Below are 21187 nucleotides of genomic sequence, written 5' to 3' on the forward strand. Positions count from 1 at the left end.
CGCCGCGCCCTAGATCGGCTCGCCGGGCGCCGCCTCGTAGATGCTGAGGCTGCGCCCCCTCGCGCCCACCTCGACGAGCTTCAGCCGCCACGGCCCCATGTGCGGCTGGCGGAAATGCGCCTCGAGTTCGGTCCGGCTCTCCCATTCCTCGAAGATGCGCACGAGCCCGCGGTCTTCCACGTCGAAAGCGTAGGAATAGGTGATGCAGCCCGGCTCCCGCCGCGTCGCGGCGATGACGTCGTGCATGGCGGGCATGAGATCGTAGATCCGGTCGTCGGGAACGCGGATCGAGCCGGCGACGATGATCATGGCGTCACTCCGCAATCCGGCCGGCGGCGACTACGCATCATCGTCCGGTCCCGGACGTGCTTCCGTCTCCGGCGGCGGAACGACGACCACGCGCCCGGCCGCGAAGTCGACCACCGGCACCGCGTCCTTCGTGAAGGGCACGAGCCGCGAACCGCCCGCCTCCAGCGCGACATCGAGGAGGTCGCCCGCCCCGAAGTCGTGGACGGCGGTGATCCGCCCGAGCGGCTCGCCCTCCGCCGTGACCGCTTCGAGGCCGATGAGATCGGCGTGGTAGAATTCGTCCTCGTCGGCAGGCGGCGGCAGGGCCTCGCGTGCGACATAGAGATCGGTGCCGTTCAGTGCTTCCGCATCGTCGCGGAGCTCTATGCCGGCGAACTTCACGACCAGCATGTCTTTGGCCGGCCTGAGCCGCTCCACGACGAAGCGGCGGCCGTCCTCGCTCCAGAGCGGGCCGTAATCGCCGAGCGCGGCCGGGTCGCCGGTGAAGCTCTTCACCCGGACCTCGCCGCGCACGCCGTGCGGCCCGCCGATGCGGGCCATGAGCACCTTGTCGGACACCGGAGCCACCGAAGGCCCGGCCTACTCGGTGATGCCGCCTTCGCCGTCGACGCTCGCCGCCGCCGCTTCCGCCTTCTGGCGACGGGCCTCGGCGCGCTCCTTGGCCTTGGCGCCGGGCTCGGCCTTGTTCGGATTGTTGCGCGCCGGGCGCTTGGCCACGCCGGCGGCGTCGAGGAAGCGGAGCACGCGGTCGGTCGGCTGCGCCCCCTTGCCGAGCCATTCCTGGATACGCTCCAGATCCATCACCACGCGCTCGGCATGGTCCTTCGGCAGGAGCGGGTTGTAGGTGCCGAGCTTCTCGATGAACCGGCCGTCGCGCGGGGCGCGCTCGTCCGCCGCCACGATGCGGTAGAACGGCCGCTTCTTCGAGCCGCCGCGCGCCAGTCTGATCTTCACTGCCATTGTTCAGTCCTTCCAGTTCGTCTGTGTTCGAGTGTCTTGGAATTGATGCCCCGCCCGGCCGCCGAGGAAGCCGGCACGGCCGCGGGCGGAGCCATGTCCCTGCGCTACTTCTTCTTTCCCTTGCCGAAGCCGGGAAGGCCGCCACCGCCGCCGAGGCCGGGCAGCCCGCCGAGCCCGCCGGCGATGGAATTCAGGTTGCCGAACCCGCCCGGCAGCCCGCCGCCGCCGAGACCGCCGAGCCCGCCCTTCTGGACCTGCTCCAGCATGGCCGGATCGACCTGCGGCTGACCGCCGCCGAAGAGTGCGCCGAGGCCGCCCTTCTGCTTGCCGAACTTCTTCATGAGGTCGGCCATCTGGCGGTGCATCTTGAGGAGCTTGTTGACGTCCTGCACGTCGGTGCCGGAGCCCGTCGCCACGCGCTTCTTGCGGCTCGCGTTCATCAGCGCCGGCTTTCGCCGCTCGCTCCGCGTCATGGAGGAGATGATGGCGATCTGGCGCTTGATGAGCCGGTCGTCGAGGCCGGCGCCCTCGAGCTGCTTCTTCATCTTGCCGATGCCCGGCATCATGCCGAGGATGCCCGACATGCCGCCGATCTTCTGCATCTGGCGGAACTGCTCGGCGAGGTCGTCGAGGTCGAACTCGCCCTTCTTGAGCTTGGCCGCCTGCTGCTTCGCCTTCTCGGCGTCGATGTTCTCGGCCGCCTTCTCGACGAGGGAGACGATGTCGCCCATGCCGAGGATGCGGTCGGCGATCCGCGCCGGATGGAAGTCCTCGAGCGCGTCCATGCGCTCGCCAACGCCGATGAGCTTGATCGGCTTGCCGGTGACGGCGCGCATGGAGAGCGCCGCGCCGCCGCGGCCGTCGCCGTCGACGCGGGTGAGCACGATGCCGGTGACGCCGACGCGGGCATCGAAGGAGCGCGCGACGTTGACGGCGTCCTGGCCGGTCAGCGCGTCGGCGACGAGCAGGATCTCGTGCGGCCCGGTCGCCGCCTTGATCTCCTGCATCTCGATCATCAGCGGCTCGTCGACATGGGTCCGGCCGGCGGTGTCGAGCATCACGACGTCATAGCCGCCGAGGCGGGCCGCGTTCATGGCGCGACGCGCGATCTCGACCGGCGTCTGGCCGGCGACGATCGGGAGCGTCGCCACGCCGACCTGCTCGCCGAGCACGCGCAGCTGCTCCTGAGCGGCCGGGCGGCGCGTGTCGAGCGAGGCCATGAGCACCTTCTTGCGCTGGCGCTCGGTCAATCGCCTGGCGATCTTGGCGGTCGTCGTCGTCTTGCCGGAGCCCTGCAGGCCGACCATCATGACCGGGACCGGCGACGCGGCGGCGAGGTCGATCGCCTCGCCTTCCGAGCCCAGCATCTCCACGAGCTGGTCGTGGACGATCTTCACGACCATCTGGCCCGGCTTCACGGAGCGGATGACCTCGGCACCGACGGCGCGCGTGCGCACCTTGTCGGTGAAGGATTTCACGACGTCGAGCGCGACGTCGGCCTCGAGCAGCGCGCGCCGGATCTCGCGCAGCGCCTCGCTGACGTCGGCCTCCGACAGCGCGCCACGCCCGGTGATCTTGTCGAAGATGCCGCTCAGGCGGTCTGAAAGGGACTCGAACACGCGAACCTCAAAGCGTTAGCGCACCCGCGGGCGAAGATCGCTGGCGGGTGTTGACCTCCGGCATCGCGGCGCCGGTCGGCGGGTCGTTTCACGGACCTACGGAATTTCGGGTCGAGGCCTTACCGGAACAAGGGGCAGGCGTCAAGGAAAGCGGGTTCAGCCGCCCTGCCCTCCGCCGTTCCCGCTACCGCGCCGCCGCTCCGCGCGACCGCTGAGGAAGCCGAGGGCGGCCATGAGCGGCACGCCGATGGCGAGGCGCTTCATCGAGACCGGCTCGGAGCGGGCGCGGCGGCCGGCCGGCGGCGCACGGCCGTCGCCCGCCGACCCGTCGGCGCCGTTCGGGCGGCCGACGGCCATGCCCTCGCCCTCGCTGCCGTCCTCCGGCCGGTCGGGCCGCGCGGAGAAAGCGTGGCCCTTGCCGGGCTCCGGATCGTTTGCGGTCTTGCCGACGGTGTCGGCCATCACGGCGCCGCGCGCGCCGATCGGCCGCTCCGGCCCGGTCGTGGTGTCGTGGACGGTCTGGTGCTCCATCTCGGAATTGAGCTCGGCGCCCGCGATCAGGATGAAGCAGGAGATCCAGGTCCACATCATGAAGCCGATGACGGCGCCGAGCGAGCCGTAGGTCGCGCCGTAATCGGCGAAATTCGAGAGGTACCAGGAGAACAGGATCGAGGCGACGATCCACACCACGGTGGCGAGCCCGCTGCCCCAGGTGACCCAGCGCCATTCGGCGCGCTCGCGGCTCGGCCCGAAGCGGTAGAGCACGGCGATAGCGAAAGCGGCGACGAGGAAGAGCACCGGCCAGCGCAGCACCGAGATCAGGATCTCGGTCATGCCGCCGAGACCGAGGAGCGCGATCGCGGCCGGGACGATGCCGACGGCGGTAATGAAGAGGATGCCGACGAAGATCGCGCCGAGGGTGATGCCGAGCGTGATGAGGTTCAGCTTGATGAAGCCGCGCTTCTCGGTCTCGTCATAGGCGATGTTCATCGCCTCGAAGAGCGTCTTGATGCCGTTGTTGGCGCTCCAGAGCGCAAGCAGGAGGCCGAAGACGAAGCCGAAGGAAAGGGCAGAGGTGTCCTGGGAGGCGAGGCGCTCGAGCTGGCTCTCGATGAGCTCGACGCCGCCGGACGGCAGCACGCCGCCGAGGAAGGCGACGTGGTCGGCGATGGTGACCGGGTCGGCGACGAAGCCGTAGATCGAGACGAAGGCCGCGAGCGCGGGAAAGAGCGCGAGGAGCAGGTAGAAGGTGGTCCCCGCCGCGATGATCGAGACGCGGTCGGAGACGATCTCGTCCTTGACGCGCCAGATGATGTCCTTCCATCCCTTGGCGGGGATCTCCGTGGGGCGCCGGGCGTCGCGCCCGCGGTCGGATTCGGTTCTCACGAGATGCTCCATCCGCGGGTTCATGGGGACTGCCTGCCTCGGGACCGCCACATTGCGGCACGGCGGAAACCGGCCGGATGCCGCGAAAGTTCCCGTTCCTTTCCAGCCGGTTGAGCACGGTCGCGTGCCGTTCTGGAAAGCGGCCGCCGTTTCGGCCATATACGGGGCACGGAAAGAGCCATGCCCGCTATGATCCCCTTCCTGAAGATGAACGGCCTCGGCAACGACTTCATGGTCGTCGACGCGCGGGGCGGACGCGTGCGCCCGGCGCCGGAGGTAATCGCCCGCCTCGCCGACCGGCGCACGGGCGTCGGCTTCGACCAGTTCATCACGCTGGAGGCGACGCGTTCCGGCGCCGACGCCTTCATGCGCATCGACAATGCCGACGGCGGCGAGGTGGCGGCCTGCGGCAATGCCAGCCGCTGCGTCGGGCGCCTGCTGATGGACGAGACCGGCCTGGCCTCGGCAACGATCGAGACGCGGGCCGGCGTGCTCAATGCCCGGCGCGCGCCGGGTGGGCTGATTGCTGTCGACATGGGCGTGCCGCGCTTCGATTGGCAGGACATCCCGCTCTCGGAGCCCTTCGCCGACACACGGGCGATCGAGCTGCAGGTCGGCCCGATCGACAGCCCGATCCTGCATTCTCCCTCGGTCGCCAGCATGGGCAACCCGCACGCGATCTTCTGGGTGGAGGACGTGTCCGCCTACGATCTTGAACGTTTCGGGCCCTTGCTCGAGCACCACCCGCTGTTTCCGGAGCGGGCCAACATCTCGCTCGCCGCCGTCCCGGCGCCGGACGCGATCACGCTGCGCACCTGGGAGCGCGGCGTCGGGCTCACCCGCGCCTGCGGAACCGCGGCCTGCGCCGCGCTCGTCTCGGCGGCGCGCACCGGGCGGACCGGACGCAGCGCGACGGTGACCCTGCCCGGCGGCGACCTCTCAATCGAATGGGCAGACGACGACCACGTCTGGATGACGGGTCCGGTCGAGACGGAATATGCCGGCCATTTCGATCCGGAGACGGGGGCGTTCGAACGCGACGCGCCGGCGGTCAGGACGGCCGGATGAGCGTCGAAATCATCACCTTCGGCTGTCGCCTCAACGCCTATGAATCCGAGGTGATGCGGAGCCGCGCCGCGGAAGCCGGCGTGGACGACGCCGTGCTCGTCAACACCTGCGCGGTGACCGCCGAGGCCGTGCGCCAGGCGCGCCAGTCGATCCGCCGCGCGCACCGCGACAATCCCGGTCGCCGCATCATCGTGACCGGCTGCGCGGCGCAGACCGAGCCGGCGACCTTCGCCGAAATGCCGGAGGTCGACCTCGTGCTCGGCAACGAGGATAAGCTGCGGGCCGAAAGCTACCATGCGCTGCCCGATTTCGGGCTCGCGGCCGAGGAAAAGGTACGCGTCAACGACATCATGGCGGTGCGCGAGACCGCGCCGCATCTCGTCGACGGGCTGGAAGGCCGCGCCCGCGCCTTCGTGCAGGTCCAGAACGGCTGCGACCACCGCTGCACCTTCTGCATCATCCCGTACGGCCGAGGCAATTCGCGCTCGGTGCCGGCCGGCGCGGTGGTCGAGCAGGCCCGGCGCCTCGTCGGGCGCGGCTATGCCGAGATCGTGCTCACCGGCGTCGACATCACGTCCTGGGGGGCCGACCTGCCCGGTAGCCCGCGGCTCGGCACGCTGGTGCGCGCCATCCTCCGACACGTGCCGGACCTGCCGCGGCTGCGGCTCTCCTCCATCGATTCGATCGAGGCGGACGCGGCGCTCATGCGCGCGCTCGCCGAGGAGGAGCGGCTGATGCCGCATCTCCATCTGTCGCTCCAGGCGGGCGACGACCTGATCCTGAAGCGCATGAAGCGCCGCCACCTGCGCGCCGACGCGATCCGGTTCTGCGACGAGGTACGGCGGCTCCGTCCGGACGTCGTCTTCGGCGCCGACCTCATTGCCGGCTTCCCGACCGAGACGGAGGCGATGTTCGAGAACAGCCTCGCACTGGTGGAGGAATGCGGCCTCGCCTTCCTCCACGTCTTCCCGTTCTCGCCGCGCCAGGGCACGCCGGCCGCGCGCATGCCGCAGGTGGCGAAGCCGGTCGTCCGCGAGCGCGCGAAGCGGCTGCGCGAGGCGGGCGACCGCGCGCTCGCCCGCCGGCTGGCCGCGGAAGTGGGCATGATCCGGAGCGTGCTCGCCGAGCGCCCCGATTTCGGCCGCAGCGAACATTTCGCGCCCGTTCGGCTCGCCGGAGCGACGCCCGGCACCGTCATTCCGGTCAGGATCGCTGCGATGAACGGGGCCGAACTGGCCGGCGAGCGGCTGATGGAGGCCGCGTGATGGCCGAGACCAAGAAGAAGGGCTTCTTCGCCCGGCTGTTCGAGACCGACCTGCCCGAGGAGCTGAAGGAGCGTGTCGCCGCTGCGGAAGCGGCGGAAGAGGAGCGCGCGCCGACCGCTGCGGAGGCGACGCCGGAGGCGGAGCCGGCGCTCGCCGCGCCGGACCGCGCCGAACCTCTTCCCGAACGTACAGCCGTGCTCGAGCAATTGCCGACGGAGGCCGTCGTCACCCCGCCGCCCTTCGTGGAGGCAGCGCCGGAGCCGCAGGCCGCCGTGACGGAGCGGGCGGGCTGGTTCCAGCGCCTGCGGTCGGGGCTGTCCAAGTCGTCGCAGTCGCTGACGTCCGGCATCACCGGCGTCTTCACGAAGCGGCGGCTCGACGAGGAGACGCTGGAGGAGTTCGAGGACATCCTGATCCAGGCCGATCTCGGCGTCCCGACCGCCACGAAGATCACCGAGGCGCTCCGCCGCGACCGCTTCGACCGCCAGGTGACGGACGCCGAGGTGCGGAGGGTGCTGGCCGACGAGGTGGCCAGGGTGCTCGCGCCCGTCGCCAAGCCGCTCGCGCTCGAGCCCGGCCGCAAGCCGTTCGTGATCCTGATGGTCGGCGTCAACGGCTCCGGCAAGACGACGACGATCGGCAAGCTCGCCGCCAAGTACCGCGCCGCCGGGCATGCGGTCATGCTGGCCGCCGGCGACACGTTCCGCGCGGCGGCGATCGAGCAACTCAAGATCTGGGGCGAGCGGACGGGAAGCCCGGTGATCGCCCGGGAGACCGGCTCCGACGCCGCGGGCCTCGCCTTCGACGCCATGGTCGAGGCGAAGAAGGCCGGCGAGGACGTGCTCATCATCGACACGGCCGGCCGGCTCCAGAACAAGGCGGAATTGATGGGCGAGCTCGCCAAGGTGATCCGCGTGATCCGCAAGCACGACGAGAGCGCGCCGCATGCGGTGCTGCTCACGCTCGACGCGACCACGGGCCAGAACGCGATGTCTCAGGTGGAAGTGTTCGGCCGGGAAGCCGGCGTGACCGGCCTTGTCATGACCAAGCTCGACGGCACGGCGCGCGGCGGCATCCTGGTCGCGATCGCGGCGAAGCACGGGCTGCCGGTCCATTTCGTGGGCGTCGGCGAGCAGGTCGACGACCTCCAGCCGTTCTCCGCCGACGATTTCGCCAGGGCGATCGCGGGGCTCGACGCATGAACGCCTTCGAGAAAGGCCCGAACGAGCCGGGCAAACCCGAAATCAACCCGTTCCTGAAGCTCGCTTTGGAGCTCGGACCGCTCGTCATCTTCTTCTTCGTGAACGCGCGCTGGAACATCTATGCCGCCACCGGCACCTTCATGGTGGCGACGCTGATCGCGCTCAGCGTCTCGTGGTGGCTGACGCGGCGGCTCGCAATCATGCCGGTCGTGACGGGCGTGGTGGTGGTGGTCTTCGGCGGCCTGACGCTGTTCCTCCAGGACGACGTCTTCATCAAGATGAAGCCGACCATCGTGAACAGCCTGTTCGGCGCGATCCTGCTCGGCGGGCTCGCCTTCGGCCGGCCGCTGCTCGGCTACGTGCTCGATTCCGTGTTCCGGCTCGACGACGAGGGCTGGCGCAAGCTGACGATGCGCTGGGGCCTCTTCTTCTTCGCGCTCGCGGTCCTCAACGAGGTGATCTGGCGCAACTTCTCGACCGATTTCTGGGTTTCGTTCAAGGTCTTCGGCATCATGCCGCTCACCATCGCGTTCACGCTGAGCCAGATGCCGCTGATCAGCCGGCACGCTCTCGGAGAGCGCTCCTAGGCGCGCTGTTGCCGTGACGTTCGGCGGTCTGGCGGGCGCCGAGCAGGGCTTCCGTCGTGCCGCCGACACCCCCTTTCATGAACAGGGCCGGGACGGCGAGCGAGACCTTGCGCGCCGCCCTGCGGTCCGCACCCAGCCCTCGGGCGCGCTCCTCGACGTCGAGATGCACCGAGCCGAGACGGCTCCTGATGGCGACGACCTCGCTCCACAGCACCGTTGCTTCGCTGCCGCCCGTGCGGACGATCAGCTTGGTCTGATCGCCGACGACCACCGGCTCCGGGTTCAGGAGCAATCTGGCCGCGCGCCATGCGAGCCCGGCTGCGGTCGCCAGCAAGCCGCCGAGGAAGAGCAGGCGGAGAATGCTCGGCACGGTGGCGAACGCCGCCTCGATGGCGGCGGGAGCCGTCCAGAGCCGCACCGCGTCGGGGTTCCGGATGATCGCAAGCATGTCAAGGAACACGAACAGCGCGACCAGCAAGAGCAAGGCCAGGGCGGCGCCCAAGCGGGCGGCCGAGGCTTCCAGCACGATGTGGCCCCGCAGCCGGCTCCAGATCTGCTCGCGCCCTCGCTTGCCGAACACCGGCTCAGTCATGGCCATCGCGCCGATCCGCCGAATTGTACCGTTTCGTCATGGACTCCCATTTGGAGTCGCGGAGCGCCGCTTCCACGCGGGCGGGGCGCTATGGTTGACGATTGGTCAAGATGGCGCCGGCGCGGCGCCGAGTGCCCGCTCGAGCGAGGGCAGGAGATCCACGCGGAGCGCCTCGGGCGAGAGCGGGCCGATGAACTTGTGGACGATCACCCCGTCCTTGACGACGAAGGTCTCCGGAACGCCGTAGACGCCCCAGTCGATCGCCGCCCGACCCTCCCGGTCGGCCCCGATGAGAGCGAAGGGATCGCCGAGCGCGCCGAGGAACCGGCGAGCGTTCTCCGGCACGTCCTTGTAGTTGATGCCGACGACCTTGAACCGACCGTCCTGAGCGAGCTCCATCAGGAGCGGATGCTCGGCCCGGCACGGCGCGCACCAGGACGCCCAGATGTTCACCACGAAGACGCCGGAGGCGAGCATCTCGCCGCTGAGGCCCGGCCCCTCCGTGCCTTCGATCGCCGGGAGGACGAAATTCGGCACCGGCTTGTTGATGAGGGCCGAAGGGATGCGCGAGGCATCGCCCGCCCCGAGGCGGAAGAAGAAGAGGGCGGCGATCGCCAGGAAACCAAAGAGCGGCAGGAGCAGCCAGATGCGCCGCGAGCGGCGGTCCGACCTCTCGGCGGCCTGCGCGGTCGTGTCCGTGCGCGCCTCGCTCATGTGAGCCGGCCCGGCGCACCGCGATGCGCGCGCTCCGCCTCGAGCCGCGAGAGCCGCTTCTTCTGCACCCGATGATCGACCGTCACCCAGGCGACCAGAGCGAGGATCACCGCAGCGGCGACGGCATAGGCGCCGAGGACGTAGCCGAGATGCGTCATAGGCCACCCTGCATGGCGGTCGCGCCGCTTTCGACCGGACGCCTGTGGGCGGCGACGAGCTGCGCCGTGCGCAGGCGGCGCCTGAAGATCTCGGCCCGCATGGCGGTGAGATGCAGCGTCACGAACAGGAACGTGAAGCCGAGGGCCATCACGATCAGCGGCCAGAGCATGGTCGGGTGGATGGTCGGCCCGTCCATCCGGAAGACGCTCGCCGGCTGATGCAGCGTGTTCCACCAATCGACCGAGAACTTGATGATCGGGATGTTCACGAAGCCGACAAGGATCAGGACCGCGACGATCCGTCCCGCCCTTGCCGGCTCGTCGAAAGCGCGCCAGAGGGCGATCAGCCCGAGATACATGATGAAGAGCACGAGCACCGAGGTGAGCCGCGCGTCCCATACCCACCAGGTGCCCCAGGTCGGCTTGCCCCAGAGCGAGCCCGTGACGAGGGCCATGAAGGTGAAGGCCGCGCCGATCGGGGCGGCCGCCTTGGCCGAGACGTCGGCGAGCGGATGGCGCCAGACGAGCGTTCCGAGCGCCGACACCGCCATCAGGCTGTAGCAGAACATTGCGAGCCATGCGGCCGGCACATGGATGAACATGATCCGGACGCTGTCGCCCTGCTGGTAGTCGGCCGGCGCGACGAAGAAGGCGAGATAGAGCCCGATCGCGAGCGTCACCGCGCTCGCGCCGGCGAGCCAGGGCAGGATGCGCCCGGAAAGGCCGAGGAACCGCGTCGGGTTCGCAAGTTGCGTCAGGCTCCACATCGCGGCTTCAAATAGCGAGCGGTGCCCGGGCCCGCAATGCGGCGAAACCGGCGCACCTCATTCCAGCCCGAGCCGCAGCGCGAAGGCGGCGGTCGGCGGCGCGAGGACCAATGCCATGAGGGTACCGGCCGAAAGCAGAAGGAACGGCGCGGTGAACGGCTCCGGGTCGGAGATCGCGCCGTTCGTGGCGGTAACGCCGAAGATCAGGACGGGCACTGCGAGCGGCAGCACCAGCACTGCGATCATCGTGCCGCCACGCGGCAGCCCGGCGGTGAGTGCCGCGCCGACGGCGCCAATCAGGGTGAGCGCCGGCGAACCGACGAGGAGCGTGAGCGTGACGGCGGCCAGCGCGATCGGATCGACGTTGAGCAGAAGCCCGAGCACCGGCGCGGCGAGCACCAGCGGCAGGCCGGTGGCGAGCCAGTGGCCGAAGGCGCGGCCGAGCACGAACGTGACGAGCGGCTCCCCGGACACGATGAAGAGGTCGAGCGTGCCGTCCTCCCGGTCGGCCGCAAAGAGCCGCTCGAGGCCGAGGAGCGACGCAAGCAGAGCCCCGATCCAGAGGATCGCCGGCCCGATCCGACCGAGCAGGTTGAGATCGGGGCCGACGCCGAAGGGGATCACGGTGATGACGGCGAGGAAGAACACCAGCCCGATGATCGCGCCGCCGCCGGCGCGCAGGCTGAGGCGCAGCGTCTGGCCGAGGACGGACGGGAAGGAACCCATCACGCCGTTCCGAGCGTGAGCGTGCGCGTCACGCCCACCGGCAGGTCGAGATGCGTGGCCGCGATCACCGATCCGCCCAGACGCACATGCCCGGCGATCATCTCCCCGACCAGAGCCTCGCCCTGGCGATCGAGCGCGCTCGTCGGCTCGTCGAGCAGCCAGAGCGGGCGCGCGGCGAGCGCAAGGCGGGCGAGCCCGGCCCGGCGGCGCTGCCCGGCCGAGAGCACGCCGACGGGCAGATCGAGGGCGTGATCGACGCCGGTCAGGGCTGCCGCCGCGAAGATCGCCCCGTCGTCGCCCGAGCCGCCATAGACGGAGAGCCAGAAGGACAGGGTCTCCCGGAGCGTCAGCGCCGGCTTCAAGGCATCGAGATGCCCGAAATAGTGAAGCCGCCCGCCCTCCTCATCGCCGCCGGCGAATACCAGCCGGCCGGCGACCGGCTGGATCAGCCCGGCGACCATCCTGAGGAGGCTCGACTTCCCCGCCCCGTTCGGGCCGCGCAGCGCCAGGATCTCCCCGGGCCCGATTGCGAAGTCGATGCCGGTGAACACCCTCCGGCCGCCCCTTTCGCAGGAGAGGCCCTCCCCCAGCAGGGTCATGGCCGGGAGCGGCGGCGTCTGCGGGATCGATTTGGGCAAGAAGGTGGCTTCCGGGCCGGGGATGGTCTGGTTTCCGTTCACGAAATCCCCTATAAGCCGGGCAACCCGGCGATGGTAGGCGCTCCTCCACGCCGGGATCACCCGGAGATCTCGACCGCGCAACGGCGCCACGCCTGCCTCGACTGGCGGCCAGCGGGCGCGGCGGACCGTGCCTGAGGAGCCAAGCGTGACCAAATCGCTCGATACGTTCAATGCGCGCCGGACGCTCGACGTCGGCGGCAAAAGCTACGACTATTTCTCGCTGACGGAAGCGGAGAAGAACGGCCTGCCGGGGATATCCCGCCTGCCCTTCTCGCTCAAGGTGCTGCTGGAGAACCTCCTGCGTTACGAGGACGGCCGCACGGTGACGGCGGACGACATCCGCGCCGTCGCGGCGTGGCTCGACACGCGCTCCTCCGACCGTGAGATCGCCTACCGCCCGGCCCGCGTGCTCATGCAGGATTTCACCGGAGTGCCGGCGGTGGTCGACCTCGCCGCCATGCGCGACGCGACCACGAGCCTCGGCGGGGATCCGCGCCGCATCAACCCGCTCGTGCCGGTCGACCTCGTCATCGATCATTCCGTGATGGTCGACTATTTCGGCGGCGAGGACGCGTTCAGGAAGAACGTCGCCCTCGAATACGCCCGTAACGGCGAGCGCTACGTGTTCCTGCGCTGGGGCCAGGAGGCGTTCGACAATTTCCGCGTCGTGCCGCCGGGCACCGGCATCTGCCATCAGGTCAATCTCGAATATCTCTCGCAGACCGTCTGGACGCGCGACGTGCGCGAGGACGGCCGCACGGTCACCTACGCCTATCCGGACACGCTCGTCGGCACCGATTCCCACACCACCATGGTGAACGGGCTGTCCGTGCTCGGCTGGGGCGTCGGCGGCATCGAGGCGGAGGCCGCGATGCTCGGCCAGCCCATCTCGATGCTCATTCCGGAAGTGATCGGCTTCCGCCTCGTCGGGCGCCTGCCGGAAGGCACGACTGCGACCGACCTCGTTCTCACCGTCGTCCAGATGCTCCGCAAGAAGGGCGTCGTCGGCAAGTTCGTCGAGTTCTTCGGCCCGGGCCTCTCGCACCTGACGCTGGAGGACCAGGCGACGATCGGGAACATGGCGCCGGAATACGGCGCGACCTGCGGCTTCTTCCCGATCGACAACGACACGATCGCCTATCTGAAAGGCACCGGCCGGGATCCGCAGCGCGTGGCGCTCGTCGAGGCCTATGCCAAGGCACAGGGCATGTGGCGCGCCGACGACACGCCTGACCCCTATTTCACCGACACGCTCGAACTCGACCTCTCCACGGTCGTGCCGTCGCTCGCCGGGCCGAAGCGGCCGCAGGATCGTGTTGCGCTGTCCGACGCCGCGCCGGCTTTCACCAGGGCGGTTGCCGACATCCGAGGCGCCGAATCCGGCGCCCTGAAGACGGTGCCGGTCGAGGGCGCGAACTACGACCTGACCGACGGCCACGTGGTGATCGCCGCGATCACCTCCTGCACGAACACGTCCAATCCGAGCGTGCTGATCGGCGCGGGCCTGCTCGCCCGGAACGCGCATGCCAAAGGGCTGACCGTGAAGCCGTGGGTGAAGACCTCGCTCGCGCCGGGGTCGCAGGTCGTGACGGAATACCTCGAGAAGGCCGGGCTGCAGGACGACCTCGATGCGCTCGGCTTCAACCTCGTCGGCTATGGCTGCACGACCTGCATCGGCAATTCGGGGCCGCTGCCGGAGGCGATTTCCGACGCCATCAACGACAACGACCTGGTGGCCTGCGCGGTGCTGTCGGGCAACCGCAACTTCGAGGGCCGCGTCAATCCGGACGTGCGGGCCAACTACCTCGCGTCGCCCCCGCTCGTCGTCGCCTATGCCATCGCGGGCTCGCTCACGGTCGACCTCACGCGCGATCCGCTCGGCAAGGACCGGGACGGCAACGACGTCTACCTGAAGGACATCTGGCCGTCCTCTGCCGAGATTTCCGCGATCATGCGCCAGGTCATCAGCGAGGACCTCTTCAAGCGGCGCTACGGCGACGTCTTCAAGGGGGACGAGCATTGGCGCTCGATCGCCGTGGAAGGCGGCCTCACCTACAAGTGGTCGGATTCGTCCACCTACGTGCAGAACCCGCCCTATTTCGAGGGCATGACGGAGACGCCCGAGCCGATCACGGACATCCCGAACGCGCGCGTCCTGGCGCTTCTCCTCGACTCGATCACCACCGACCACATCTCGCCGGCCGGCTCGATCAAGCGCGACGGCCCGGCGGGCGACTACCTGATCTCGCACCAGGTCAGGCCGGTCGACTTCAACTCCTACGGCTCGCGTCGCGGCAATCACCAGGTGATGATGCGGGGCACGTTCGCCAACATCCGCATCCGAAACCAGATGCTGTCGGGCGTGGAGGGCGGCCTGACCGTCCACTATCCCTCCGGCGAGCGGATGCCGATCTACGAAGCGGCGATGAGGTATCAGGCGGAGAACGTGCCGCTCGTGATCTTCGCCGGCCGCGAGTACGGCACCGGCTCGTCGCGCGACTGGGCGGCGAAGGGCACCCGCCTCCTCGGCGTCCGCGCCGTGGTGGCGCAGTCCTTCGAGCGCATCCATCGCTCCAACCTCGTCGGGATGGGCGTGCTGCCGCTCGTCTTCCAGGAAGGCACCAGCTGGCAGTCGCTCGGCATGAAGGGCGACGAGATCGTCACGATCGAAGGCCTGACCGACGTCAGGCCGCGTCAGGTCATGGAGGCGAAGATCGTGTTCGGCGACGGCCGCACCGAGATCGTGCCGCTGACCGCCCGGATCGATACGCTGGACGAACTCGACTACTTCCGCCACGGCGGGATCCTGCACTACGTGCTCAGGAACCTCGTCAAGGAAGCGGCCTGACGGCAAGAAGGCTGCGCCCGCGCCGCGGGCGCAGCCGACCGGCCGGCCCGGTTTCACCCCTTCGTGACCGGGCCCGGCCGAACGTGACTGGAGCGGTCCGCATGCGGCGACTAGTCAGGATGCGATGATCACGGCAGGTCGTATCCTTCTGGCGGTCGGCCTCCTCGCCACGTCGTTCTCCGCGGCACTGGCGGGGCCGAAGGCCGTCGTCGAGCTCTTCACCAGCGAAGGGTGCTCGTCGTGCCCGCCGGCCGACGCCTTCCTGGCGGAGCTGGCGGATCGCGAGGACGTCCTGGCGATCGCCTATCACGTCGACTACTGGGACTATCTCGGCTGGAAGGACACGCTCGGCCGTCCCGAGAACACCGAGCGCCAGCGCGAATATGCCCGCGTGCGCGGCGACAGCCGCGTGTTCACGCCGCAAATGATCGTGAACGGCTCCCGGTCCTTCGTCGGTAGCCACCGCGGCGAAGTGTCGGATGCGATCGCGGCATCCGAGCTGCCGATCCCGGTGGAGATGCGCAATGCGCCCGATTCCACGATCGAGATCCGGGTCGGGGCGAACCCCACGACCACGCGACGCCGGACCACGATCCGCTTCATCCTCTACAAGCGCCAGGCGCAGGTCGCCATCCAGCGCGGCGAGAACGCCGGTAAGCTGATCGACTACCGGAACGTCGTGACGAGCATCCGGCCGATCGGCATGTGGAAGGGGCCTGCCGTCACCGTGAGCCTGCCGGCGCGTGAGGTCATGTCGGGCGAGGCCGACGGCTGCGCGGTCATCGTCCAGGAGGACACCGGCAACGGCCCGGGCGCAATCCTCGGAGCAGCCGAGCTCAACTGGCCGCAATCCTGACAGTCCTGGCTGCTGCGCGACCCGTAGGCGCGGTCACCCACCCGACTTGATGCGCGCGATCAGGTCTTCGACGCTCGGCAGGATGTTCTCCACCACGCGCGCGATCCCCTCGGCCGTCGGGTGCATCCCGTCCGGCTGATTGAGGATGGCGTCCGCCGCCACCCCTTCCAGGAAGAACGGGTAGAGGAGCACGCCTTCCGCTTCCGCGATCTCCGGGTAGATCGCGTCGAATGCCTGCGCATAATCGTCGCCGAGGTTGCGCGGCGCGAGCATCCCGGCCAAGAGCACGGCCTGGCCGCGCGCCTTGAGCTTCGCCACGATCTCGCCGATGGCGCGGCGGGTCACGGCGGGATCGACGCCGCGCAGCGCGTCGTTGGCGCCGAGCTCCACGATCACGCCGTCCGCCTCCTCGGGCACCGACCACTCCAGCCGGGCCAGTCCGCCCGACGCCGTGTCCCCGGAGACGCCGGCATTGGCGATCCTGACGTCATGTCCCCGCTCGCGCAGGGCCCGTTCCAGCTGCTCGGGGAACGCCTCGCCAGGGTCGAGCCCGTAGCCGGCGGTGAGGCTGTCGCCGAGCGCCACCAGCTCGACCGTCTCCGCCGTCGCCGGAAGCGCCGGTATCGAGAACGTGAACAGCAGCGCCGACAGAATGCCGAAACAACGGGCTTTGACGTTCATCCCCTCGGTCCCATATCGCATCGACCCACCTATATAGGCGCCCCCCACGTGAGTGTATCTGCGATTGAACTGGAGAATGTCGACCTGACGCTGGGGAGCGGCGCGGCGCGCGTGCACGTGCTCCGCGGGGTCAACCTGCAGGTTGCCCCCGGCGAGCGGCTCGGCCTGGTCGGGCCGTCGGGGTCGGGGAAGTCGACGCTTCTCCTCGTGATCGCCGGGCTCGAGCGGATCGATTCCGGCCGCGTGAGCGTCGCCGGCTGCGACTATGCCTCGCTCGGCGAGGACGGGCTGGCGGCCTTCCGGGGCGAGAACATCGGCTTCGTGTTCCAGGCGTTCCACCTGATGCAGACCATGACGGCGCTCGAAAACGTCGCCGTCCCGCTCGAGCTCGCGGGGAAAACCGACGCCTTCGCCCGCGCCCGGCGCATGCTGGAGCGGGTCGGGCTGGGGGAAAGGCTGTCGCACTATCCGGCACAGATGTCGGGGGGCGAACAGCAGCGCGTCGCGATCGCCCGCGCACTCGCCGTCGACCCCGCCATCCTGATCGCCGACGAGCCGACCGGCAATCTCGACACCGCCACCGGATCGGGCGTCGCCGACCTCATCTTCGAGTCGGCGGCCGAGAACGGCACGACCCTCGTCCTCGTCACCCATGACGAGCACCTGGCCGCGCGCTGCGACCGGACCGTCCACATCACGTCCGGGCAGATGCTCGACGGGGTCCAGCCGGTGCTGCGGCGAACCGCCGGAAGCCACCGGTGAGCACCGCGGCGCTGCCGGTCACGCTGCGCCTGGCGCTGCGGGAGCTGCGCGGCGGGCTGGCCGGCTTCTACGTCTTCCTCGCCTGCATCGCCCTCGGCGTCGGAGCGATTGCCGGGGTGAACTCCGTCTCCCGCGCCCTCACCGACGGCATCGCCGGCGAGGGGCGGGTTATCCTCGGCGGCGACATCGCCTTCACTCTGACCCAGCGGGAAGCGACCGCGGAGGAACTCGCCTTCTTCCGGGAGCGCGGCGAGGTCGGCGCTATCGCCACCATGCGCTCCATGGTCCGGCGCACCGACGGCGACGGCCAGGCGCTCGTCGAGCTGAAGGCCGTCGACGAAACCTACCCGCATGGCGGGGACCTCGTCGCGGATCCGCCGGGCGACGCGGCAAGCCTGCTCGAACTGCGCGACGGCATCCACGGCGCGGTCGCCGCCCCCGAGCTTCTCGACCGGCTCGGCATCGGCGTCGGCGACCGCATCGCGCTCGGCGGCGGCACGCTGGAGGTCCGCGGCGCGATCGTGAACGAGCCCGACCGGCTCTTCACCGGCATCGGCTTCGGGCCGCGCCTCATCGTCTCCATGGAGGCGTTGCGCGAGACCGGCCTCCTCCGCCCCGGCAGCCTCGTCAACTGGCACTACCGCATCGCCCTGCCGGGCGGCGAGAACCCGGCCGTCATCACCCGCACGGCGGAGACCGCCAAGCGCCTCTTCCCGGAAGCCGGCTGGGGCATCCGCTCGCGCGAAAACGCCTCGCCGAGCCTTTCGCGCAACATCGAGCGCTTCGCGCAGTTCCTGACGCTCGTCGGGCTGACCGCGCTCGTCGTGGGCGGCGTCGGCGTCGCCAACGCCGTATCGAGCTTCATCGACATGAAGCGCCCGGCGATCGCGACGTTCAAGTGCCTCGGCGCGAGCCGGGCGACCGTCTTCCGCATCTACTTCCTGCAGATCCTGGCGCTCGCGCTGGTCGGGATCGCCGGCGGTCTCGTCGTCGGGGCCATCCTGCCCTTCGTCGCGAAGAGCGCGCTCGCCGGGATCCTGCCGGTCAACGCCGCCCCGAGCATCTATCCGCGCGAACTCTCGCTGGCCCTCCTCTACGGGCTGATGGTGGCGGTCGCCTTCTCGCTCTGGCCGCTCGGCCGGGCGCGCCAGATGCCGGCCGCAGGCCTCTTCGCGGACCGGGCGCTCCATGCGCCCGTGCAGCCGCCCGTTCATTTCCGCCTCGTGCAGGCGCTCACCTTCGCGACGCTTGCCGGCCTGGTGATCTGGCTTTCCGCCGACCGGCGGCTCGCGCTCGTCTATGCCGGCGGCGTGATCGCGGCGTTCCTCGTGCTGCGGGTCGTCAGCGCCGGCATCGTCTGGGCGGCAAGCCGCGCCGGCTCGGGCGGGCCGATGACGCTTCGCCTCGCCATCCGCAACATCCATCGGCCGGGGGCGCTCACGGCAAGCGTCGTCCTGTCGCTCGGGCTGGGCCTCACACTGCTCGTCACGCTCGCCCTGATCGACGGCAATCTCAGGCAGCAGATCAGCGGCACGATCGCCGAGGAGGCGCCCGACTTCTTCTTCGTCGACGTCCAGGACGCCGAGAAGGACGCCTTCCGGGCGCGCCTAGCCGAGCTCGCGCCGAGCGGCGAGATCGAGATGGTGCCGATGCTGCGCGGCCGCTTCGTCTCCGTGAAGGGCACGCCCGCTTCCGAGGTCGACCCGCCCGAGGAGGCGCGGTGGGCGCTCCGCGGCGACCGCGGCCTGACCTATGCGGAGAGCCTTCCGGAGAACTCCCGCCTCGTGACCGGCTCGTGGTGGCCGGCCGATTACGAGGGCGAGCCGCTCGTCTCCTTCGAGCAGGAGATCGCGGACGCGCTCGGGCTCGCGATCGGGGACGAGATCACCGTCAACGCGCTCGGGCGGAACGTCACCGCCAAGGTGGCGAACACGCGCTCCGTGGAGTGGGAATCGCTCTCCATCAATTTCGTCATGGTGTTCTCGCCGAACACCTTCCGCGGCGCGCCGCACGCCTTCCTCGCCACCTTGCGCCTCCCGGAGGGGACCGATCCCGAGGTCGACCGGAACGTCCTGCGCGCGATCACGGCCGAGTTCCCCGGCGTCACAACCGTGCGCGTCCGCGACGCGCTCGACGCCGTCAACGCGATCGTCGCCGATCTCGCCTTCGCGGTGCGCATCGCCGCCTCGCTCGCCCTGATCGTCTCCATGCTCGTCCTCGGGGGCGCGCTCGCCGCGGGCCACCGCCAGCGCCGCCAGGACGCGGTCATCCTGAAGACCCTCGGCGCGACGCGGCGCACGCTGCTCACCGCGTTCACGCTCGAATACGGCCTGCTCGGGCTCGCCACGGCGGTCTTCGCGGTCGCCGCGGGCTCGGCCGCCGCCTGGTACGTGGTCGTCCATGTCATGCGAACCGACTTCGTCCTGATGCCGGCCGTGGCGGTGGCCGCAGCGCTGGTCGCGCTCGTCGTCACGCTCGGCCTCGGCCTCGCCGGCACGTGGCGGATCCTGTCCGTCAAGGCCGGGCCGTATCTCAGGAATCTGTGAGCTGCTCCCGGTTTCGTGAGGTCGTCACGGCACCCGGCCATACTTGTTCTTAAGGCGGCGTATCGCCATATTGCGTCCAACGCTCCAGAGGGGAGCCGGTACGGATAGGAGGAGTTCGATGGCTGAATACGATCGGCGGTATGCCACTGCCGTTCGCACTGGGGCCGGAGCGCGTGTAGAGGGCATCGACGCGGGTCTCCGCGCCTTCATGCTCGGCGTCTACAACAACATGGCGATGGGCCTGGTCGTCACCGGGCTCGCCGCGATGGGCACGTATTACCTCGCGTCCACGGATGCCGCGATCGCCCAGGCGATCTATGGCAGCCCGCTGCGCTGGGTGATCATGTTCGCCCCCCTCCTGTTCGTCTTCGCCTTCTCGGCGGGCGTCAACCGGATGGCTCCCGCCACGGCGCGGCTCGTCTTCCTCGCCTTCGCGGCGGTGATGGGCATCTCGCTCTCCTGGATCTTCATCGTGTTCACGGGCGCGAGCATCACCAGGACGTTCTTCATCACGGCGGCGGCCTTCGGCGGCCTGAGCCTCTACGGCTACACGACGAAGAAGGATCTGTCCGGCTGGGGCTCGTTCCTGGTGATGGGCCTGATCGGCCTGATCGTGGCCATGGTGGTGAACATCTTCCTGGCCTCCTCCGCGCTGCAGTTCGCGGTGTCGGTGATCGGCGTGCTGATCTTCTCGGGCCTAACCGCCTACGACACGCAGCGGCTGAAGGTGACCTACGATCACGTCGCCGGGGACGCGGTGGCGGCCGGACGGGCGTCGGTGATCGGAGCGCTCCAGCTCTATCTCGACTTCATCAACCTCTTCATGTTCCTGCTCCAGTTCATGGGCAACCGCGAATAGCGGACAGGGAACAGAGGGATGCGAACGCGGCGCTTCGGCGCCGCGTTTTCGTTTTGGCGGAGGGCCAGCCCGTCAGCCGGAGACGATCCTCAGCCGCGGCTTGTCGAGGACGCGCAGGACGGCCGCGAGATCATGGCCGCGCTTCAGGATCGCGCCCGCTGCCGTGATGACGCGGAAGGCGCCCTGCTTTCGAGCGAGCGCCGGGACCTTCTCGACCCGGTAGAGCGGCATCTCGCTGGCGCGCCGGTAGATCGAGAAGACGGCCCGATCCGCCAGATGGTCGATCGCATAGTCGCGCCATTCGCCGTTGGCGACTTCCCGCCCGTAGAGGCGGAGGATGACGTCGAGCTCGCGTCGGGTGAAGGCGACGAATTTGGGGGGATGCACGGCCGCCGCCGAAAAGAAGGCCCGCGGCCGGATGGTAGACCAGTCTTCCGATTCGCTCACCAGGCGCCTCCCGTATGCAGCCTCCAAGTAAAGTCCGACTGAACCCGGACGGCAACCGCTTTGCGCGCGCCTGTGAAAGGAGAGGTGTGATTTCCGCAATCCTGCCGGAATTCCGTCTTTCCGGCGCCACGCTCCGGGTCAAGGCTAGCACCGTC

General features: G+C 69.5%; 22 protein-coding genes. 9 read left to right on the forward strand and 13 right to left on the reverse strand.

Going from position 1 to position 21187, the window contains the following annotated elements:
- Nucleotides 1-9: 9 nt before the first annotated feature.
- The 5 genes from ACUN0C_RS08395 to ACUN0C_RS08415 form a co-directional block, all read right to left on the reverse strand.
- Complete coding sequence (locus ACUN0C_RS08395) at nucleotides 10-309, reverse strand: putative quinol monooxygenase (protein ID WP_445465880.1); 300 nt, start codon at nucleotides 307-309, stop codon at nucleotides 10-12.
- A gap of 30 nt (nucleotides 310-339) precedes the next feature.
- Nucleotides 340-849, reverse strand: a complete 510-nt coding sequence (rimM, locus tag ACUN0C_RS08400) for a ribosome maturation factor RimM (protein ID WP_445465983.1) — start codon at nucleotides 847-849, stop codon at nucleotides 340-342.
- 39 nt (nucleotides 850-888) lie between these two features.
- Nucleotides 889-1269 carry a 30S ribosomal protein S16 gene (rpsP, locus tag ACUN0C_RS08405; protein WP_445465881.1) on the reverse strand — a complete coding sequence of 127 codons (381 nt, stop codon included), beginning with the start codon at nucleotides 1267-1269 and terminating at the stop codon, nucleotides 889-891.
- A 104-nt stretch (nucleotides 1270-1373) separates the two neighbouring features.
- Nucleotides 1374-2888: a signal recognition particle protein gene (ffh, locus tag ACUN0C_RS08410; protein ID WP_445465882.1), complete on the reverse strand. Its 1515-nt coding sequence runs from the start codon at nucleotides 2886-2888 to the stop codon at nucleotides 1374-1376.
- Nucleotides 2889-3044: 156 nt separating this feature from the next.
- On the reverse strand, nucleotides 3045-4274 hold the full coding sequence (locus ACUN0C_RS08415) for a YihY/virulence factor BrkB family protein (RefSeq protein ID WP_445465883.1): 1230 nt from the start codon (nucleotides 4272-4274) through the stop codon (nucleotides 3045-3047).
- Nucleotides 4275-4454: 180 nt separating this feature from the next.
- Here ACUN0C_RS08415 and dapF point away from each other — a divergent pair, with 180 nt between their 5' ends.
- Genes dapF through ACUN0C_RS08435 form a run of 4 tightly spaced genes read left to right on the forward strand, consistent with a single transcriptional unit; the run spans nucleotide 4455 to nucleotide 8396 of the window.
- A complete protein-coding gene (dapF, locus tag ACUN0C_RS08420) occupies nucleotides 4455-5342 on the forward strand; it encodes a diaminopimelate epimerase (RefSeq protein WP_445465884.1) in 888 nt (295 codons plus the stop codon).
- Complete coding sequence (gene mtaB / locus ACUN0C_RS08425; protein WP_445465885.1) at nucleotides 5339-6607, forward strand: tRNA (N(6)-L-threonylcarbamoyladenosine(37)-C(2))-methylthiotransferase MtaB; 1269 nt, start codon at nucleotides 5339-5341, stop codon at nucleotides 6605-6607. The genes dapF and mtaB overlap by 4 nt, the downstream gene beginning before the upstream one ends.
- The gene (gene ftsY, locus ACUN0C_RS08430) at nucleotides 6607-7809 is read left to right on the forward strand and encodes a signal recognition particle-docking protein FtsY (RefSeq protein WP_445465886.1); all 1203 of its coding nucleotides are present in this window, start codon (nucleotides 6607-6609) and stop codon (nucleotides 7807-7809) included. The genes mtaB and ftsY overlap by 1 nt, the downstream gene beginning before the upstream one ends.
- On the forward strand, nucleotides 7806-8396 hold the full coding sequence (locus tag ACUN0C_RS08435; protein WP_445465887.1) for a septation protein A: 591 nt from the start codon (nucleotides 7806-7808) through the stop codon (nucleotides 8394-8396). The genes ftsY and ACUN0C_RS08435 overlap by 4 nt, the downstream gene beginning before the upstream one ends.
- Here ACUN0C_RS08435 and ACUN0C_RS08440 read toward each other — a convergent pair.
- From ACUN0C_RS08440 to ccmA, 6 genes are all read right to left on the reverse strand, one after another.
- Entirely contained in the window at nucleotides 8365-8994 is a 630-nt protein-coding gene (locus tag ACUN0C_RS08440) for a hypothetical protein (RefSeq protein ID WP_445465888.1), read from the reverse strand. The genes ACUN0C_RS08435 and ACUN0C_RS08440 overlap by 32 nt on opposite strands.
- Before the next feature lie 99 nt (nucleotides 8995-9093).
- The gene (locus ACUN0C_RS08445) at nucleotides 9094-9702 is read right to left on the reverse strand and encodes a DsbE family thiol:disulfide interchange protein (protein ID WP_445465889.1); all 609 of its coding nucleotides are present in this window, start codon (nucleotides 9700-9702) and stop codon (nucleotides 9094-9096) included.
- A complete protein-coding gene (ccmD, locus tag ACUN0C_RS08450; protein ID WP_445465890.1) occupies nucleotides 9699-9860 on the reverse strand; it encodes a heme exporter protein CcmD in 162 nt (53 codons plus the stop codon). The genes ACUN0C_RS08445 and ccmD overlap by 4 nt, the downstream gene beginning before the upstream one ends.
- Nucleotides 9857-10627: a heme ABC transporter permease gene (locus tag ACUN0C_RS08455; RefSeq protein WP_445465891.1), complete on the reverse strand. Its 771-nt coding sequence runs from the start codon at nucleotides 10625-10627 to the stop codon at nucleotides 9857-9859. Before ACUN0C_RS08455 ends, ccmD begins: the two co-directional genes overlap by 4 nt.
- A 57-nt stretch (nucleotides 10628-10684) precedes the next feature.
- Complete coding sequence (gene ccmB / locus ACUN0C_RS08460) at nucleotides 10685-11353, reverse strand: heme exporter protein CcmB (RefSeq protein ID WP_445465892.1); 669 nt, start codon at nucleotides 11351-11353, stop codon at nucleotides 10685-10687.
- Nucleotides 11353-11952: a heme ABC exporter ATP-binding protein CcmA gene (ccmA, locus tag ACUN0C_RS08465; protein ID WP_445465893.1), complete on the reverse strand. Its 600-nt coding sequence runs from the start codon at nucleotides 11950-11952 to the stop codon at nucleotides 11353-11355. Before ccmA ends, ccmB begins: the two co-directional genes overlap by 1 nt.
- Before the next feature lie 226 nt (nucleotides 11953-12178).
- Here ccmA and acnA point away from each other — a divergent pair, with 226 nt between their 5' ends.
- Both acnA and ACUN0C_RS08475 read left to right on the forward strand, forming a co-directional pair.
- On the forward strand, nucleotides 12179-14881 hold the full coding sequence (gene acnA, locus ACUN0C_RS08470) for an aconitate hydratase AcnA (protein WP_445465894.1): 2703 nt from the start codon (nucleotides 12179-12181) through the stop codon (nucleotides 14879-14881).
- A 124-nt stretch (nucleotides 14882-15005) separates the two neighbouring features.
- The gene (locus tag ACUN0C_RS08475; RefSeq protein ID WP_445465895.1) at nucleotides 15006-15737 is read left to right on the forward strand and encodes a DUF1223 domain-containing protein; all 732 of its coding nucleotides are present in this window, start codon (nucleotides 15006-15008) and stop codon (nucleotides 15735-15737) included.
- 33 nt (nucleotides 15738-15770) lie between these two features.
- Here ACUN0C_RS08475 and ACUN0C_RS08480 read toward each other — a convergent pair whose 3' ends face one another.
- Entirely contained in the window at nucleotides 15771-16418 is a 648-nt protein-coding gene (locus ACUN0C_RS08480; protein WP_445465896.1) for an arylesterase, read from the reverse strand.
- Between the two features lie 48 nt (nucleotides 16419-16466).
- Here ACUN0C_RS08480 and ACUN0C_RS08485 point away from each other — a divergent pair, with 48 nt between their 5' ends.
- From ACUN0C_RS08485 to ACUN0C_RS08495, 3 genes are all read left to right on the forward strand, one after another.
- Nucleotides 16467-17180: an ABC transporter ATP-binding protein gene (locus ACUN0C_RS08485; protein ID WP_445465897.1), complete on the forward strand. Its 714-nt coding sequence runs from the start codon at nucleotides 16467-16469 to the stop codon at nucleotides 17178-17180.
- A complete protein-coding gene (locus ACUN0C_RS08490; RefSeq protein WP_445465898.1) occupies nucleotides 17177-19726 on the forward strand; it encodes an ABC transporter permease in 2550 nt (849 codons plus the stop codon). The genes ACUN0C_RS08485 and ACUN0C_RS08490 overlap by 4 nt, the downstream gene beginning before the upstream one ends.
- Nucleotides 19727-19844: 118 nt before the next feature.
- Entirely contained in the window at nucleotides 19845-20585 is a 741-nt protein-coding gene (locus ACUN0C_RS08495; protein ID WP_445465899.1) for a Bax inhibitor-1/YccA family protein, read from the forward strand.
- Between the two features lie 72 nt (nucleotides 20586-20657).
- On the opposite strand, the gene ACUN0C_RS08500 is transcribed toward ACUN0C_RS08495, so the two are convergent.
- Nucleotides 20658-21035 (reverse strand): DUF2794 domain-containing protein, encoded by a 378-nt coding sequence (locus ACUN0C_RS08500; RefSeq protein ID WP_445465984.1) that lies wholly within the window; start codon nucleotides 21033-21035, stop codon nucleotides 20658-20660.
- Nucleotides 21036-21187 lie beyond the last annotated feature (152 nt).

It is taken from the genome of Faunimonas sp. B44, assembly GCF_052655945.1.